Below are 14364 nucleotides of genomic sequence, written 5' to 3'. Positions count from 1 at the left end.
TGCGGAGATCACGCATTGTGCCGGGTACCGGGTTCCGGTGATGCTCGGCTGGTGCCCGAGTTGCTGATGCTGGTGCTGGCCGGACTCGCCGCCGGCGCGCTGAACGCGGTCGGCGGCGGGGGCACTTTCGTCGCGTTGCCCGCGCTGGTCGCGGCCGGGCTCACGCCGGTCACCGCGAACGCGGCCACCACCGTCGCACTGGTGCCGGGTGCCGCGGTCAGCGCCTGGGTCTTCCGGCGCGAAATCCACCCGGTGGGCGGGACTTCGCTGCCCGCGCTGACCTCGATGAGCGTGCTCGGCTCCGCGCTCGGGGCCGGGTTGCTGGTGGTGCTGCCGTCGTCCTCGTTCGACGTCGTGGTGCCGTGGCTGCTCGCCTTCGCCACCGTGGTGCTGGCTTTCGGCCGTCCGCTCGCGCGCCGCCTCGGCACGCTGGACGCGGCGGGCGGGATGAGTGCGAAGGCGGTGCTGGCCGGTCAGTTCCTGCTCTGCGTCTACGGCGGTTACTTCGGTGGAGCCGTAGGCATCCTGATGCTCGCGCTGTGGAGCGTCGGCCTCGGGCTGGACGCGGCGGCGGGCAATCCGATGCGGGTCGCCCAGATCGCCGCGGTGTTCCTCACCGCGACCGTGTTGTTCCTGTTCGCTTCGGACGTGCTCGACGAACCGGTGCCGTTGCTGGTCGTGCTGGGCAGCGCGGTGGCAGGCGGGTTCGCCGGCGCGCGGTGGGCGCGCCGGCTGCCCGCGTGGCTGGTGCGCGGCATCGTGCTGACCACCGCGGCCACCATGACGGTGCTGTACTTCGTGAAGGGTGCCTGAGTACTCAGAGGTGCCAGAGCCGGTGGAGCAGCCGCTTGCGGAAATCGGTGTGCTCGTACCAGTCCAGATCGGTCTGGGTGGGCCAGGCGACCTTGGTGCGCAGCCCGCTGAGCCGGGCGTGCGTGCGGTTGCGGCGGGGGAACGCGCCCGGTGCGCCCAGTGGGAACAGCGCCGCGTCGAGTTGGAGAGTGCCTTGGTGTGCGGGAAAAGTCATGACGCCCCGAAGAGTCGAGCCGACAGCCGGAATTTGAGTGGACAGGTGTTCACTGTGGCCGAACGGGGCAGGGCCGTCAATCATTCGGACGAGTGAAGATCGACTTTTCGGCCTAGATCACATCCGCTGTCGAATTCGCCCGTGCTCGCGCGTCGAGTGAGTTGAGGGCGCCGATCGGGCGTCGCGACGAGCGGAGAGAAAATGCGGAAACTGGTGGTCATCGCCTTCACCTCGCTGGACGGGGTGATGCAGGCGCCGGGCGGGCCGGACGAGGACACCGAAGGCGGGTTCGCCCACGGTGGCTGGGCCGCGCCCCTGGTCGACGAGCCCACGATCGAGCTGATGACCGGGCTCACCGCGCGGGCGGGCGCACTACTGCTGGGCCGCCGGACCTACGAGGTGTTCGCCGCGAGCTGGCCACTGACCGAGGCGGACGACCCGGTCGGCTCCCTGCTGAACCCGATGCCGAAGTACGTCGCGTCGCGCACGCTGAAGAGCGTGGAGTGGCAGAACTCCACGCTGCTCACCGGTGACCTGCCCGAAGCCGTGCGCGCGCTCAAGGCGGGCGACGGCGGGGAGATCCAGGTGCACGGCAGTGCCGGACTGGTCCAGACGCTGCTGCGGCACGATCTGGTCGACGAACTGCACGTGCTGTCGTTCCCGGTGCTGCTCGGCTCCGGCAAGCGGTTGTTCGGCGAGGGCACCGTGCCCGCCGGACTGCGGCTCGTCGGCTCGGCCACGCTGCGCACCGGGGTGCTGGCCGGCCGGTACGCGCGTGACGGCGAACCGGTCTACGGTGCGCTGGGGCCGGAAACCGGGAACTGGTGAAGGGGAAGCCGATGCCGCAGTACGCGATTCTGATCTACGAGAAGGAACTGCCCGGCGGGGTCGCGGACATCCCGCCGGAGGTGATGGAGGCCAATCTGCGTGTCGGCGACCAGATCGCCGCGATGGGCGCGCGGGTGGTGCACGAGCAGGGCCTGCGGCCGGTCGCCGAAACCAGGACCATCCACAAGGGAGGGTTGGTCACCGACGGCCCGTTCCTGGAGACCAAGGAAGTGATCGCGGGCTTCTTCGTGGTGGAGACCGAGGACTTCGACACCGCGGTCGCGATCGGCAAGCTGCTGCCGATCATGGACGGTGCGGTCGAGGTGCGGCCGTTGTTCGAACCGTGAGCACCGCCGCGGCGGCGGTCGCGGACGCGCACCGCCGCGAGTGGGCCAAGGTGCTCGCCGCGACGGTGCGCGTCACCCGGGATCTCGGCCAGGCCGAGGAATGCGTCCAGGACGCGTACGCCGCCGCGCTGGTGGACTGGGCGGCCAACGGCGTCCCGGCCAATCCGGGTGCCTGGCTGAACACCGCCGCCCGGCGCAACGCGCTCGACCTGCTCCGCCGGTCCAGGACGCTGCGGTCGAAACTGCACCTGCTGGTGGAGCCGGAGGAGGCCGCCGAGCCGGCGCGCGACGACCGGCTGCGCCTGGTTTTCCTGTGCTGCCACCCGGCGTTGTCGGTGGAGGCGCAGGTCGCGCTCACCCTGCGACTGGTCTGCGGGGTGGGCACGGCGGGCATCGCGGAGGCGTTCCTGGTCGCCGAGACCGCCATGGCCGCGCGGCTGACCAGGGCGAAGAAGAAGATCGCCGCGGCGGGCATCCCGTTCCGGATGCCGCGGCCGGACGAGCTGCCGGACCGGCTGGACGCGGTGCTGACCGTGCTCCACCTGGCCTTCACCGCCGGGCACACCGCGGCGGCCGGGCCTTCGCTGACCGACGACGACCTGGCCGGACGCGCGGTGGACCTGGCGCGACTGCTGTACGACCTGTTGCCGGGGGAGCGGGAGGTGTGCGGGCTGCTCGCGTTGCTGTTGGCCAACCACGCGCGACGCGGTACCCGTGCGGACGGGGACGGCTTGCTCCGACTGTCCGAACAGGACCGTTCGGCGTGGGATCGGGAGCTGATCGCCGAAGCGGACCGGCTGGTGGTCACCGCCCTGCGCGGTGGGCGTCCAGGCCGGTTCGCGCTGCAGGCCGCGATCGCCGCACTGCACGCCACGGCACCGTCCTATGCGGACACCGACTGGAGCCAGATTCTGGTGCTGTACGGGGAATTGGCGCGGGTGTGGCCGTCGCCGGTGGTCGCGCTGAACCGGGCGGTCGCGGTGTCGATGGCCGATGGTCCCGAGGCGGGGCTGGCCGAGGTCGCCCGGTTGGAGGGCGACGATCGGCTTGCCGGGTACCACTATCTGCCCGCGGTCAAGGCGGATTTGCTGTGGCGGCTCGGCCGGGCGGGCGAGGCCGCGGTGGCTTACGAACGGGCGCTGGAACTGGTCGGCAACGATGTTGAGCGCGAGTTCCTGCGGACGCAGTTGGGGCGGCTCGGCCGATAGGGCCGAGTGTCAGCGCAGTTCGGTGAGGAGGCGCCGGGTGCGTGCGGGGGCGGTCGGGGGTAGGGCGTCCAGGATGGTCGCGAGGGTGTCGTTCGCCAGGGTCTGGCGCCACGCGTTGTGTGCGTCGGCCATTTTGGCGGCGAGGACGCAGGTGTTCCGGCAGTCTTCCGCGGGCAACGCGCCCCGGCCCCGCTGGCGGATTTCGCGGCATTCGTACGGCGCCGAAGCACCGTCGACCGCCTCGACGATGTCCAGCAGGGTGATCTCGGCAGCGGGCTTCGCCAGCCGGAAACCCCCGCGCGGACCGGTGGACGCGGCCAGGATCCCGGCGCGGACCAGTGCCTTGAGCTGCTTGGCCAGGTAGGGCGCCGGCAGGTCGAAGTACACGGCGAGCTGGTTCGTCGACGCGCTGGCTCCCGGCTCGAGCTGCGCCAGGCTGGTGGCGCAGTGCAGGGCCCATTCGGTGCTGACCGGAAGCTTCACGCGTCCAGTCTATAGGCGATATTGTGGACCCACTAAGTCCGTGATAGCTTTCCGGACGTCTGGAAGGGGATGAACATGCGAATCGCTGTGGCCGGGGCGACCGGCAACATCGGCGGGCTCACCGTGGCGGCGCTGGAGCGGCAGGGGCACGAGGTGGTGCGGATCAGCCGCTCGCTGGGCGTGGACCTGTCGACCGGCGCTGGGCTGGACGAGGCGCTGACCGGGGCCGAGGTGGTCGTCGACGCGATCAACGCGCCGGGAGCCGACGAGGCGGCGACGGTCGCCTACCTGGGAACGGCCACCCGCACGCTGCTCGCGGCGGAGGCGCGGGCCGGGGTGCGGCACCACGTGCTGCTGTCGATCGTGGGCATCGCCGATGTCGGCGGGAACGCGCACTACGCGGGGAAGCGCGAGCAGGAGCGGCTGGTTTCGGAGGGTCCGGTGCCGTGGACGATCGTCCCGGCGACGCAGTTCCACGACTTCGCCGAGATGGTGACCGGCTGGACCGAACAGGACGGAGTGGCGACCATCGCGCCGTTGCTGGTGCAGCCCATCGCGCCCGCGGACGTGGCCGGGGTGCTCGCGGAGATCGCGGTGGGCGAGCCGAAGGGGCGGTACGCGGATGTGGCCGGGCCCGAGACGCAGGACCTGGTGGACATGGCCCGGCGAACGCTGGCAGCGCGGGGTCGCGCGGTGAAGCTGGTGCCTACTTGGGATGGGGTGTTCGGGGTTTCCATGGCGGGGAACGTTTTGCTGCCGGGGGCTGGGGCGCGGATTGAGCCGACGCCGTTTGAGGAGTGGCTGGCGGGGCAGGAGTAGGGGCGGGGGAGGTCCGGGCGGCCATCCGGGGAGTGCGGTGGTCGGGAAAGTCCACGTTCAGTCCCTCATTGTCCTCCTGCGGATCCGTAATCTCAGGTCCGGTCCGGCGGTGAACGGAGATCGGGAATGGTGGCACTGGGGGAGCGCAAACGCCGCCGTCGCGACTCCCGGACGCCGTACCTGCTCATCGCTCCCGCGGTGCTGGCGATGCTGGCCTTCCTGGTCTACCCGGTGGCCAGCGTCGTCTACTACAGCCTCCAGCACCGCCAGCTCAGCAAACCGTGGCTGGACGGGTTCGCCGGGCTGGACAACTTCACCAGGATGCTCACCGACGACCCGCTGTTCTGGCAGAGCCTCGCGTTCACCGCCAAATGGGTCACCGTCGAGGTATCACTGCAGTTCATCCTCGGGCTCGCCCTCGCGCTGATCGTGAACGAGACCTTCGTCGGGCGGGCGGTGGCCAGGGCGCTGGTGTTCTCGCCGTGGGCCGTGTCCGGGGTGCTCACCACCGGCATCTGGGTCCTGCTCTACAACCCGACCACCGGGCTGTCCCGCTACCTCGCCGACCTCGGGCTGATGGACTACGGGGCCGCACCGCTCGCGAATCCGTCGACGGTGTTCTCCGCGGCCGTGCTCGCCGAATTGTGGCGCGGGGTGCCGTTCTTCGCGATCCTGCTGCTCGCCGACCTCCAGGGCGTGCCCAAGGACCTGTACGAGGCCGCATCGGTGGACGGGGCGGGCCGGGTCCGCCGGTTCGTGCACATCACGCTGCCGCACCTGCGCGACACGATCATCCTCGCCACGCTGCTGCGCGCGGTCTGGGAGTTCAACAACGTCGACCTGCTCTACACGCTGACCGGCGGCGGCCCCGCCCATCAGACCACCACGCTGCCCCTGTACGTGGCCTCCACCGCGGCCCAGTCCCACGACTTCGGCTACGGCTCCGCGCTGACCATGGCCGGGTTCCTCATCCTCACCTTCTTCTCCATCCTCTACCTGCGCATCGGCCGCTACGGAGCACAGCGATGACCGCCACCGAAGCCGCCCCGCCGGTTGTCGCGCCGCCGTCGGCACCGCCTGCCAGGAAAAAGAAGCGGCGCTGGGAGATCTACGTTCCGCTCGGCTTGTACCTGCTGTTCACGCTGGTGCCGTTCTACTGGATGCTGGTCTTCGCGGTGCGCCCGCGTGGATCGTCCTCACTGGTGCCGTGGCCGATTTCACTGGAGAACTTCGAAACGGTCTGGAACGGCATGGGCTTCGGCGTGTTCTTCCAGAACAGCTTCCTGGTCGGCGTGGCCTCGCTGGTGGCGACCACGGCGATCGCGCTGCCCGGCGGGTACGCGCTGGCCCGGTTCCGCTTCCGCGGCCGCCGCGTGTTCCTGATTTCCCTGCTGTGCAGCCAGTTCATCCCCGGCGCGATGATGCTCATCCCGCTGTTCGAGATCTTCCGCACGCTGGGCCTGGTGAACAGCCTGAGCAGCCTGGTGATCGCCGAGACGGTGTTCCAGCTGCCGCTGTCGCTGGTGCTGATCAGCGGGTTCATCGCGAGCATTCCGGTGGAACTCGAAGAGGCCGCGCAGGCCGACGGCTGCACGCGTCTGCGTGCCTTTCTCGCCGTGGTGCTGCCGCTGCTGCGGCCCGGCCTGGTCGCGGTCGGCTCGTTCGCCTTCATCCACAGCTGGAACAACTTCCTGTTCGCGCTGATGTTCGTCAGCGACCAGGACAAGTTCACCGTGCCGGTCGGGCTGGCCTTCACCCTCGGCGAGTTCAGCGTGGACTTCGGCGCGCTGGCCGCCGGTGGCGTGGTGGCCGCGTTGCCGGTGGTGCTGGTTTTCGCGGTGATCCAACGGTATCTGGTGCAGGGCTTGTCGGCGGGTGCGGTGAAGGGATGAGCGTGGAACCGGTGCGGGTGGTGCTGGCGGGGGTGCACGGGCACGGCCGATGGCACCTGGACAACCTGCGCCGGCTGGCCGACCGTGGCGCGGTGCGGCTGGCCGGGGTGTGCGACACCCGGCCGGTGGACGCCGCGCAGCTGGCCGGATTCGGCAAACCGGAACAGGCGGGCAGGCTCGCCCCGCTGATCCGGCACACCGGTGCCGAGCTGGTCATCCTGGCCACGCCGATCCACACGCACGCCGAGCTGGGCACCGAGGCGCTGCGCGCCGGGGCGCACCTGCTGCTGGAGAAACCGCCGGCCGGCAGCTACGCCGACTACACACGACTGTCCGAAGTGGTCACTTCGACCGGGCTCGCCTGCCAGGTCGGCTTCCAGAGCCTCGGCTCAGCGGCGTTGCCCTACCTGCGCGAACTGCTCGCCGGTGATCAGCTCGGGCAGGTGCGCGGGATCGGCGTCGCCGGTGCTTGGGCGCGACCGGCCGCCTACTTCGAACGCGCGCCGTGGGCGGGAAAACGGCGGCTCAACGGTTTCGCGGTGACCGACGGCGCGCTGACCAACCCGTTCGCGCACGCGGTGGCGAGCGCGTTGTCGCTGGCCGGTGCCGAGACGCCGGAGTCGCTGCGCGAGATCGACGTGGAGTTGTACCGCGCCAACCCGATAGAAGCCGACGACACCTCGTGCGTCCGGCTGCGGGTGGCGAGTGGCACGGTGATCACCGTCGCGGTCTCGATGTGCGCGGAACGCCGCCACGAGCCCGCGGTGGTCGTGCACGGCGAGCACGGGCAGGCGGAGCTGACCTACACCACCGACGAGGTGTGCCTGCGCCGACCCGGTGTGCCGGACGAGGTCACCCGGCACGCGCGGACCGACCTGCTGGAGAACCTGGTCGCGCACATCCGCACCGGCGCCGAGCTGCTGGTTCCGTTGCAGCGCACCGGTGCCTTCATGCGGGTGGTCGACGCGGTCCGGCGCGCCGCCGAGCCGCGGCCCATTCCGCCGGTGCACCTGGCCGGGCAGAACGGCGGCCGGGTGCTGGCCGGGATCGAGCGGCTGACCCGGCGCAGCGCGGACAACCTGGCGATGTTCTCCGAACTGGAGGTGCCGTGGGCACCCGCCGAACAGCTGCTCCGGGCCGGGGACCGCGACGTCGCGGCGTACCGCTGGCACGCCGACGGCCTGCCCCGGACCGTGGCCCCGCGCCCCTACCTCTATTCGGTGCGCACGCTCGGCGGTACCGAGGTCAGCGAAACCGCGCCGGTGGACCACCCGCACCACCTCGGCGTCGGGCTCGCTGTGTCCGATGTGGACGGTACGAACTTCTGGGGCGGCCGCACCTACGTCCAGGGCCAGGGCCCGCGCTGGCTGTCCGACCACGGCAGTCAGCGCCACCTCCGGTTCACCCGCCGGGAATCCTGCGGGTTCACCGAACTGCTGGAGTGGCTGGATCCCGACGGCCGCCTGGTGGCCCGTGAACGCCGGACGGTGATCGCCCGGCGCCACAAACCCTCGCGGCTGCCGGGCTGCTGGGAGCTGGACTTCACCTTCCGGCTCGACGGGACGGACCGCATGCCGCTGACCATCCGCAGTTCGCACACCAAGGGCCGCGCGGGCGCCGGGTACGGCGGTTTCTTCTGGCGCGCCCCGGTTTCCGCCACGCGGCGCCGGGTGTTCACCGCCGACGCGGACGGTGAGGACGCGATCAACGGGGCCGCCGCCGACTGGGTGGGGCTCTCCGGCACCTCACCGTCCGGCCGGGACTGGACGCTGGTCTTCACCCAGTGCGGTCCCGACCGCGACCGCTGGTTCGCCAGGGAACGCGACTATCCCGGCATCGGACCGGGCCTGGCCTGGGAGCGGCCGCTGAGCACCGGATCGGTGAGCAGGCGGATCCGCACCGTGGTGGCCGACGGGCGGCTGGACCGCCGGACCGCGGCCGCGCTGCTCCGCCGGACAAGCGAAAGGTAGGTTTTCAGATGGGCAGGCTCCGACGCCCGTGGCGGACGGCCGCGGCACTGCTGCTGACCGCGGCCACCGCGCTCACCACGCTCGCCGCTTGCGGTTCCGACGCCGCGAGCGGGGTCACCACGATCACCTTCTGGGACGACAACGGCGGCCCCGCCCGCACCCCGGTCTGGCAGCACATCATCGCCGAGTTCGAGAAGGCGAACCCCGCCATCAAGGTGGAGTACGTCGGCATCCCGATCGCGCAGGCGCAGCAGAAGTACGACACCGCGGTGGCCGGTGGCGGCCTGCCCGACGTGGGCGGGGTGAGCACGGCGATGCTGGCGAACCTGGTGCCGCAGCGCGCGCTGGAACCGGTGGACGAGATGTTCGCCGCCAGCCCGCTGGCCGGTCAGCTGAACGAGCGCATCGTCGGCTCCGTGCGCCAGACCGTGCCGGACGGCAAGCTCTACCTGCTGCCGATCTCCACCAACACCGGGGTTTTCTGGGCACGCAAGGACTGGCTCGCCGAAGCCGGGCTGCCCGTACCCGAGACCTGGGACCAGTTGTTCACCGCGATCGAGCGGTTCACCGTGCCCGGGCAGAACCGGTACGGCTTCACCATCCGCGGTGGTGCCGGGTCGATCGCGCAGATGCTCGAGGTGGTCTACGGGCAGTCCGGCATCACGAAGATGTTCGAGCCGGACGGCCGGCCCACCGTCGACGACCCGCGCAACGTGGCCGCGCTGGAACGGCTGGCGGGGCTGTACAAGCGATTCACCCCGGAAGCCGATCTGACCAACGACTACGCGAAGATGGTCGCCCAGTTCGGTGGCGGCAACATCGGCGTGATGCAGCACAACGTCGGGTCCTACCAGGACCAGGTGAAGGCGCTCGGCGCGGACAAGGTGGTGGCGCTGCCGGTGCCGAAGGCGGCCGACGGGACCAGGGCGGTGCTCTCGCACCCGACCACCGGGCTCGGCGTGTTCAGCCAGGGCGAGCACACCGAAGCCGCGTTCAAGTTCGCCGAGTTCGCCGCGAGCCCGGCGATGAACACCTACTGGGCCGAGCAGACCGGGGTGCTGCCGGTGAACAGCGGGGTCAGCCCGAGCGATCCGGCGAATCCGCAGCCGGGGGTGACGCTGGCGAAGGTGCTCGCCGAACCGTCCACCACCGTGGTCCAGATGCCCTACCACCTGCCGGAGTTCAACTCCATCACCAAAACCGAGTCCGAGCCGGCGTTCCAGAAGGTGCTGCTCGGTGAACTGTCCGCAAAGGACTTCCTCACCGAACTGGCCGGGAAACTGGGCAAGGCGCAGGCGGAGTACCAGCAGCGCACCGGCTGACCCCGCATATTCCACCCATTGTTCGTGATTCTCCACATCCGGCTGCCTAACGTGGGAAATCGAGGGACGGACAACCGGAATTAGGAGTCAAGTCATGCGCAGATCGTTCGCCAGGCGAAGCCTGCCCGGCCTGCTCACCGTGGCGGCGGCCGCGGCGCTCACGGTGGCCACCGCGGGTCCCGCCTCGGCCGCGGGCACCCCGACCGGGTTCGCCGCCGGCACCACCGGCGGCGGCAGCACCCCCGCGGTCACCGTGACCACCGCTTCGGCGCTGATCAGCGCGATGCAGTCGAGCAGCCCCGCGGTGATCAGGGTCAGCGGCACCATCTCGATCAGCGGGATGCAGGACGTGAAGTCGAACAAGACGCTGATCGGCGTCGGCTCCGGCGCCACCATCACCGGTGGCGGACTGGACGTCGACAGCGCCACCAACGTGATCATCCAGAACCTGAACTTCCGGAACTGGGCCGACGACGCGATCAACGTCACCGACGCCTCGACCAAGATCTGGATCGACCACAACACCTTCAGCGACGGCTACGACGGCGCGGTGGACATCAAGCGCGCCTCCGACTACGTGACCGTGTCGTGGAACAAGTTCACCTCCCACGACAAGACCATGCTGCTCGGGCACAGCGACGGCAACGGCAGCCAGGACCGCGGTCACCTGCGGGTCAGCTACCACCACAACTACTTCGACGGCACCGGGCAGCGCCACCCGCGCGTGCGCTTCGGCAACCCGGTGCACGTGTACAACAACTACTACGGTGGCGTGACCGACTACGGTGTCGCGTCCACGGTGGAAGCCGGTGTGCTCGTCGAGGGCAACTACTTCGAGAACACCGAAGACCCGTTCCACCGCGGTGAGGGCAGCTCGCCCGGCGGTTCGCTGGTCGCCAAGAACAACCACTTCGTCAATTCCGGCTCCGGTGACCAGGGCGGTTCGGTGAACGCCGTGCCGTACTCGTACAGCCTGGACCAGGCCTCCTCGGTGAAATCCATCGTGCAGGGCGGTGCCGGTACCGGAAAGGTCGGCTGAACCGGTTCAGCAGCGGGCCCCGGAAACCCCCGGGGCCCGTTTTCGGTGTTATCGTTGACACCCGTTCTGCCCTAGCAGATCACGGTCCGCCGCCACTAGGTTGCAGGCAGTTCCGCCGCGACCACAGCTTTGTCAGCGCAGACGAGCGAGGCGACCATGACCGGATACCGCCGGGCGATCGGCCTGGTGACGGCCAACATCGATCTGGGCGTGGCGCCCGCGGTCTTCTCGGGTGTGCTGGCCGCCGCCCGGCGGCACGATGTGGACCTGATCTGCTTTCCCGGCGGCGAGATCGGCACCGCCGACCAGCCGGCCAACGCGGTCTACCACCTGGTCACCCCCGGCCTGGTGGACGGGCTGATCTGCTGGGCCTCCGCGCTCGGCCTGCCCGAACGCCATCCGCGCGCGGAGAAGTTCGGGCGCCGGTTCGGCCGGGTGCCGATGGTCTGCCTCAACGGCGCGATCGGCGCCCAGCGGCCGCTGACCCTGGACAGCTACCAGGGCATGTGCAAGGCCATCGACCACCTCATCGACGTGCACGACCGCCGTGACCTGGCCTTTCTCCAGGGGCCGGTGCGCAATCCGGTGACCGCCGACCGGTTGCGCGCCTACCACGACACCCTCGACCGCTACAAGATCCGGCCGGATCGCGCGCTGGTGTCCTCCCCGGTGGAGTTCCGCCGTGACGCCGGTGCTGCGGCGATGCGGGTGCTGCTCGACGCGCGGGGCCTCGAACCGGGCCGCGACTTCACCGGTTTGGTGGCGTGCAGCGATTTCCTGGCCGCCGAAGCGATCGCGGTGCTCACCGAACGCGGGGTGCGGGTGCCCGAGGACGTGGCGGTGATCGGGTTCAACGACTCGCCGGAGGCCCGGTTCTGCTCGCCGCCGCTGACCTCGGTGTCCATGCCGTTCGCCGAACTGGGCGGGCAGGCGGTGGAAACCCTGCTGTCCCGGCTGGGTGGTGGCCCGGCGCGCGGCCGGTCGGCGCCGGTGGCCGAACTGGTGCTCCGCCGGTCGTGTGGTTGCGCGGGCGAGCAACCGGCCAGGGAATGCGCCGGATTTTCCGCCACGGTCAGAAAGCACGGAATTCCCGCGGAAATCGGCCGACGACTGGAAACGGAGTTCCGCGCGGCGCTGGCCGGGGATTCGTCCGCCGATTTCCCCGCGTTCGCGGCAAAAATGGCGGAAGGCGGCGACGCCGACGCGTGGGACGAAATACTTTTCGCGCTGGATCGGGAGGGCGGCCGCGAACTGATCTCACAGGCGCGGATCGCGGTGGCCGGGAACGCCCGGCGCCTGCTCGAGTACGAGCGCTGGCAGGCCGAGCAGAACGCGCAGCGGCTGCGGGAGACCGGCGTGGCGCTTTCGTCCGTTGTGGACGAACGTGATCTGACCGCGGTGCTCGCCAGGCAGCTCCCGCTGCTCGGCGTCGGCGACTGGAAGCTCTCGATCGGCCCGGCCACCGTGCTCACCCGGTCCGATGTGCTGCACCGCGATCGGCGCAGCACCTGGATCGCGGTGCCGTTGCAGGTCCGCGACGAGCCGCTCGGCATCGGCCTGTTCGAGGCGGGCCCGCCGGACGGCGGGTTCTACCGCGCGCTCGGGGAGCAGATCAGCTCGGCGGTGCAGGACATCCGGCTGTTCCGCGAGGTCGAGGCCGCCGAAGAGGCGGACAGCGCGAAGACCAGCCTGCTGGGCAAGATGACCGAGGAACTGCGGGCCCCGGTCGAGGCGATCCTCAGGGAGTCGGCGGGCGCGCTCGCGGCCGGTCCCCCGCCCGAGGTCCGCGACGCGCTGAACCGGATCACCGCCGGTGCCGAGTACCAGCTCGGTGTGCTCGGCGACCTGCTCGAACTCGCCGACGCCGAACTCGACTCGCTCAAGCTCTGCGCCGGGCTGATCGATCCGCGGGAACTGCTCGCCGAAGTGTTCGGGGAGCAGGGGCCGGGCAGGCTGCCGCTGATCGAGGCCGACGGGCAGCGGCTGCGGCAGGCGCTGCTCACGCTCAGCCGCAGCCTCGGGCACCGCGCCCGGCGGACCGTCGAGGCCGATGTGCTGCCGCCGCACCTGCGCATCCGCATCAGCTACGAGGGCACCGGCACGCCGAGGGGCGGGCTCGGGCTGTCGATCGCGCGGCGGTTGATCGCACTGCACAACGGTTCGCTGCGCTTCGAAACCGGGTCGGCCGGTGGCACCTTCCACCTGTTCCTCCCGTTGCCGGGACCGCGGGGCCGGGCGCTGCCGGACGAGGCGGCCGACTCGCTGCTGTGCGTGGCGGACGGCCCCGCTCCCGAGGAGGCGGTCGCGGCGGCCGGGCTGGCGGGGCTGTCCGTGCTGAAGCTGGGCACCGGTGACGACGTGGCCGCGGTGGTCGACGAGAACCGGCCTGCCGCGGTCGCCTGGGACACCACCGCGCTGCGCCCGGAGCACTGGGCGGTGCTGCGGCAGTTGCACGACCACCCGAAGCTGCGGCGCACCCCGTTCCTCGCCTACGCCGCCGCGCACGGGCGCGACCTGCACGAGGTGATCGCCGCCGTGCGCCCGGTGGAACTGGCCGGGCTGGCGGTGATCGCCGATCCCGATCCGCGGGCGCAGGCGGGCACGCAGCAGCTGATCGCCCAGCTGCGCCCCGGTCACCTGGCGCTGACCGCGCCGGACGGGGCCACCGCGTTGTCGCTGATCGGGCACGACGTGCCGAACCTGCTCATCCTGTCGCGGCAGCTGCGGGACATGGACGCCTTCGACGTGCTGGAACGCCTGCACGGTGACGCCCGGCTCAGCGACCTGCCCGCGCTGGTGCTCAGCGGGGACGAACTGACCTACGACGACGTCCGGCGGGCCGCCCCGCACGCGCGGACGGTGCTGCTGGGCAAGGGCATTCTCTCCGACGCCGAAACGATCACGCTGCTGCGGCGGCTGCTCGACCCGAAGCGGCCGCCGAACCGGCAGGAGGTCCAGCGCGCGGTGGTCTACCTGCACCAGAACTACCAGCACCAGATCACCCGGCGGCAGGTGGCGAAGGCGGCCGAGATGAGCGAGGACTACCTGAGCCGCCGGTTCCACCGCGAGCTGTGCGTCTCGCCGTGGGAGTACCTGACCCGGCTGCGCATCGCGCGGGCGAAGGAGCGGCTGCAGGAGACCGACGACAGCATCCAGGCCATCGCGCGGCAGGTCGGCTTCCACGACCGCGCCTACTTCAGCCGGATCTTCCGCAAGCACACCGGCGTACCGCCGCAGAGCTTCCGCTGCCTGCGCCGGTGACCGTTTGCGTGCCCTCTTAATCCGTACTTACCAACGCGCATTACTCAGTCATTGTCCAACCAGTACCTAATTTTGTTCTGAACGAACGAAAGTAGGTGACAGCCCGGGGTGTCCTGGGTCACTCTTCGTAGGCCGGTTGTCACCGGTGTCTCCCCGACCCACTTCCCT

13 protein-coding genes are annotated in these 14364 nt (G+C 70.5%); 11 read left to right on the top strand and 2 right to left on the bottom strand.

Going from position 1 to position 14364, the window contains the following annotated elements; genetic code table 11:
• The first annotated feature begins 51 nt into the window (after positions 1–51).
• On the top strand, positions 52–813 hold the full coding sequence (locus YIM_RS34835; protein ID WP_153034351.1) for a sulfite exporter TauE/SafE family protein: 762 nt from the start codon (positions 52–54) through the stop codon (positions 811–813).
• A 4-nt stretch (positions 814–817) separates the two neighbouring features.
• Here YIM_RS34835 and YIM_RS34830 read toward each other — a convergent pair whose 3' ends face one another.
• Positions 818–1027: a hypothetical protein gene (locus YIM_RS34830; protein WP_153034350.1), complete on the bottom strand. Its 210-nt coding sequence runs from the start codon at positions 1025–1027 to the stop codon at positions 818–820.
• A 201-nt stretch (positions 1028–1228) separates the two neighbouring features.
• On the opposite strand from YIM_RS34830, the gene YIM_RS34825 reads away from it, so the two are divergent.
• From YIM_RS34825 to YIM_RS34815, 3 genes are read left to right on the top strand one after another with little or no spacing between them, the layout of a single operon-like run.
• Positions 1229–1855, top strand: a complete 627-nt coding sequence (locus YIM_RS34825) for a dihydrofolate reductase family protein (protein ID WP_153034349.1) — start codon at positions 1229–1231, stop codon at positions 1853–1855.
• 11 nt (positions 1856–1866) lie between these two features.
• Positions 1867–2202, top strand: coding sequence for a YciI family protein (locus YIM_RS34820; protein WP_153034348.1), 336 nt, complete (start codon positions 1867–1869; stop codon positions 2200–2202).
• A complete protein-coding gene (locus YIM_RS34815; protein ID WP_228004207.1) occupies positions 2199–3410 on the top strand; it encodes an RNA polymerase sigma factor in 1212 nt (403 codons plus the stop codon). The genes YIM_RS34820 and YIM_RS34815 overlap by 4 nt, the downstream gene beginning before the upstream one ends.
• Positions 3411–3419: 9 nt before the next feature.
• Here the strand turns inward: YIM_RS34815 and YIM_RS34810 are convergent, their stop codons facing one another.
• The gene (locus YIM_RS34810) at positions 3420–3893 is read right to left on the bottom strand and encodes an Rrf2 family transcriptional regulator (RefSeq protein WP_153034347.1); all 474 of its coding nucleotides are present in this window, start codon (positions 3891–3893) and stop codon (positions 3420–3422) included.
• Positions 3894–3968: 75 nt separating this feature from the next.
• On the opposite strand from YIM_RS34810, the gene YIM_RS34805 reads away from it, so the two are divergent.
• The 7 genes from YIM_RS34805 to YIM_RS34775 all read left to right on the top strand — a co-directional run bounded on the left by YIM_RS34805 (position 3969) and on the right by YIM_RS34775 (position 14196).
• Positions 3969–4712, top strand: a complete 744-nt coding sequence (locus tag YIM_RS34805; RefSeq protein WP_153034346.1) for an SDR family oxidoreductase — start codon at positions 3969–3971, stop codon at positions 4710–4712.
• A gap of 126 nt (positions 4713–4838) precedes the next feature.
• On the top strand, positions 4839–5741 hold the full coding sequence (locus YIM_RS34800; RefSeq protein WP_153034345.1) for a carbohydrate ABC transporter permease: 903 nt from the start codon (positions 4839–4841) through the stop codon (positions 5739–5741).
• Positions 5738–6604 (top strand): carbohydrate ABC transporter permease, encoded by an 867-nt coding sequence (locus YIM_RS34795; RefSeq protein WP_153034344.1) that lies wholly within the window; start codon positions 5738–5740, stop codon positions 6602–6604. The genes YIM_RS34800 and YIM_RS34795 overlap by 4 nt, the downstream gene beginning before the upstream one ends.
• Positions 6601–8574, top strand: coding sequence for a DUF6807 family protein (locus YIM_RS34790; RefSeq protein ID WP_153034343.1), 1974 nt, complete (start codon positions 6601–6603; stop codon positions 8572–8574). Before YIM_RS34795 ends, YIM_RS34790 begins: the two co-directional genes overlap by 4 nt.
• An 8-nt stretch (positions 8575–8582) precedes the next feature.
• On the top strand, positions 8583–9896 hold the full coding sequence (locus YIM_RS34785; protein ID WP_153034342.1) for a sugar ABC transporter substrate-binding protein: 1314 nt from the start codon (positions 8583–8585) through the stop codon (positions 9894–9896).
• A 94-nt stretch (positions 9897–9990) separates the two neighbouring features.
• The gene (locus YIM_RS34780; protein ID WP_153034341.1) at positions 9991–10935 is read left to right on the top strand and encodes a polysaccharide lyase family 1 protein; all 945 of its coding nucleotides are present in this window, start codon (positions 9991–9993) and stop codon (positions 10933–10935) included.
• A gap of 156 nt (positions 10936–11091) precedes the next feature.
• Positions 11092–14196 carry a substrate-binding domain-containing protein gene (locus YIM_RS34775; RefSeq protein WP_153034340.1) on the top strand — a complete coding sequence of 1035 codons (3105 nt, stop codon included), beginning with the start codon at positions 11092–11094 and terminating at the stop codon, positions 14194–14196.
• The last annotated feature ends 168 nt before the right edge of the window (positions 14197–14364 follow it).

Source organism: Amycolatopsis sp. YIM 10, assembly GCF_009429145.1.
GTDB lineage: Bacteria > Actinomycetota > Actinomycetes > Mycobacteriales > Pseudonocardiaceae > Amycolatopsis.
Note: the sequence above shows the minus strand (reverse complement) of the source record. Positions and strands in the feature narration are given on the sequence as shown.

Bases quoted from the DNA above. Each gene is read 5' to 3' on its own strand.
- YIM_RS34830 (WP_153034350.1), bottom strand. From the start codon at position 1,027: ATGACTTTTCCCGCACACCAAGGCACTCTCCAACTCGACGCGGCGCTG.
- YIM_RS34825 (WP_153034349.1), top strand. From the start codon at position 1,229: ATGCGGAAACTGGTGGTCATCGCCTTCACCTCGCTGGACGGGGTGATG.
- YIM_RS34820 (WP_153034348.1), top strand. From the start codon at position 1,867: ATGCCGCAGTACGCGATTCTGATCTACGAGAAGGAACTGCCCGGCGGG.
- YIM_RS34805 (WP_153034346.1), top strand. From the start codon at position 3,969: ATGCGAATCGCTGTGGCCGGGGCGACCGGCAACATCGGCGGGCTCACC.
- YIM_RS34800 (WP_153034345.1), top strand. From the start codon at position 4,839: ATGGTGGCACTGGGGGAGCGCAAACGCCGCCGTCGCGACTCCCGGACG.
- YIM_RS34795 (WP_153034344.1), top strand. From the start codon at position 5,738: ATGACCGCCACCGAAGCCGCCCCGCCGGTTGTCGCGCCGCCGTCGGCA.
- YIM_RS34790 (WP_153034343.1), top strand. From the start codon at position 6,601: ATGAGCGTGGAACCGGTGCGGGTGGTGCTGGCGGGGGTGCACGGGCAC.
- YIM_RS34785 (WP_153034342.1), top strand. From the start codon at position 8,583: ATGGGCAGGCTCCGACGCCCGTGGCGGACGGCCGCGGCACTGCTGCTG.
- YIM_RS34780 (WP_153034341.1), top strand. From the start codon at position 9,991: ATGCGCAGATCGTTCGCCAGGCGAAGCCTGCCCGGCCTGCTCACCGTG.
- YIM_RS34775 (WP_153034340.1), top strand. From the start codon at position 11,092: ATGACCGGATACCGCCGGGCGATCGGCCTGGTGACGGCCAACATCGAT.